This window comes from Mesorhizobium sp. M7A.F.Ca.CA.002.09.1.1 (assembly GCF_003998555.1).
Classification (GTDB): domain Bacteria; phylum Pseudomonadota; class Alphaproteobacteria; order Rhizobiales; family Rhizobiaceae; genus Mesorhizobium; species Mesorhizobium ciceri.
The window spans coordinates 1-1,163 of sequence record NZ_RZRR01001261.1 but is presented as its reverse complement, the minus strand read 5'-3'; the positions used below and the strand labels follow the sequence as shown (position 1 = coordinate 1,163).

Sequence of the window (1,163 nt, the reverse complement as noted above, 5' to 3'; positions counted from 1 at the left end):
ATTGCCGATCAGCTCGGCCAAGCCGGCATAGTGCAGCGGCGCCGAGGCGCCGAGGCCGATGACCGGGCGGTCGAGCGCGACGCTCAGGCGGGCGATGCCGGGATGCGCGTCGACCGCGCGCTGCACCAGGGCGTGCGCCACTGTCGCGGCGCCATCGAGCCCATCCTCGGCAAAGGCGGTCTCGAGGATATATTCGGCCGACCAGCGCGTCAGCGTCACCAGCACCCGTTCCGAGATCGCTTCCGGCGAAGCGGCGATGTTCTGGCCACGGCCGTCACGCTTGCGGGCGAACAGTTCGGCGCCGAGGCGCGCGGCGATGGGATCCCAGTTCGCCTGCTTGCCCAGCACGTGGGCGGCGTCCGACGGGGTGAAGCCGGCGACATGCACCAGCCCGCGCGACACCAGCCGGTTCAGCGTCGCGTTCTGCGCGTTCGAGGTCAAAAGCCTGTCGACGGCGAGCGGCACGGCACCAATCAGCTCGTAGAGCCTGGCTTCGGCGCCGGTCAGGCCGGCGGCGAGCCGGTCCGGCACGCCGGTGCGCACCGCGAAGCGGCCGTCCATACGGCCGGGATTGGGTGCCCGCAGCTGACGCTCCAGCTCTGAAATCAGCGCTACGCCATGCGCCATGCCGGCCAGCGCCAGCGGCACCAGGCGGCGCGGCCCGAGCAGGATCCTGGGGTTGAGCGCGCCATCCTCCAGCGCCACTTCGGAATCGCCGCCGAGGCCGAAGGTGCGCATGGCGACGGCCTCGACCATGGTGCGGAAGCCGCCGACGGTGGCGCCTTCCGGATCTAGCCTGGGACGGCCGCCGTCGAGCACGGCGACGTCGGTGGTGGTGCCGCCGATGTCGGACACCACAGCATTGTCGAGCCCGGTCATGTGGCGGGCGCCGACCAGGCTGGCGGCCGGGCCGGACAGGATGGTCTCGATCGGTCGCTGGCGGGCAAAAGCGGCTGAAACCAGCGCGCCATCGCCGCGCACCACCATCAGCGGTGCTGCGATGTTGCGCGCCTCGAGGAAGCCTTCGGTTGCTGCCACCAGCCGGTCGATCATCGAGATCAGCCTGGCGTTGAGCAAAGTGGTCAGCGCCCGGCGCGGGCCGCCGAGCTTGGCCGACAGCTCGTGGCTCGATGTGACCGGCAGGCCGGACTTGTCGCGGAGCA

Annotated in this window: 1 protein-coding gene; it reads right to left on the bottom strand. The window is 71.1% G+C overall.

Annotated features, from left to right (window positions below; translation table 11 throughout):
• Positions 1-1,163 (bottom strand): hydantoinase/oxoprolinase family protein (locus tag EN994_RS32350; protein ID WP_164746460.1); only part of this gene is annotated, 1,163 nt, incomplete at both ends.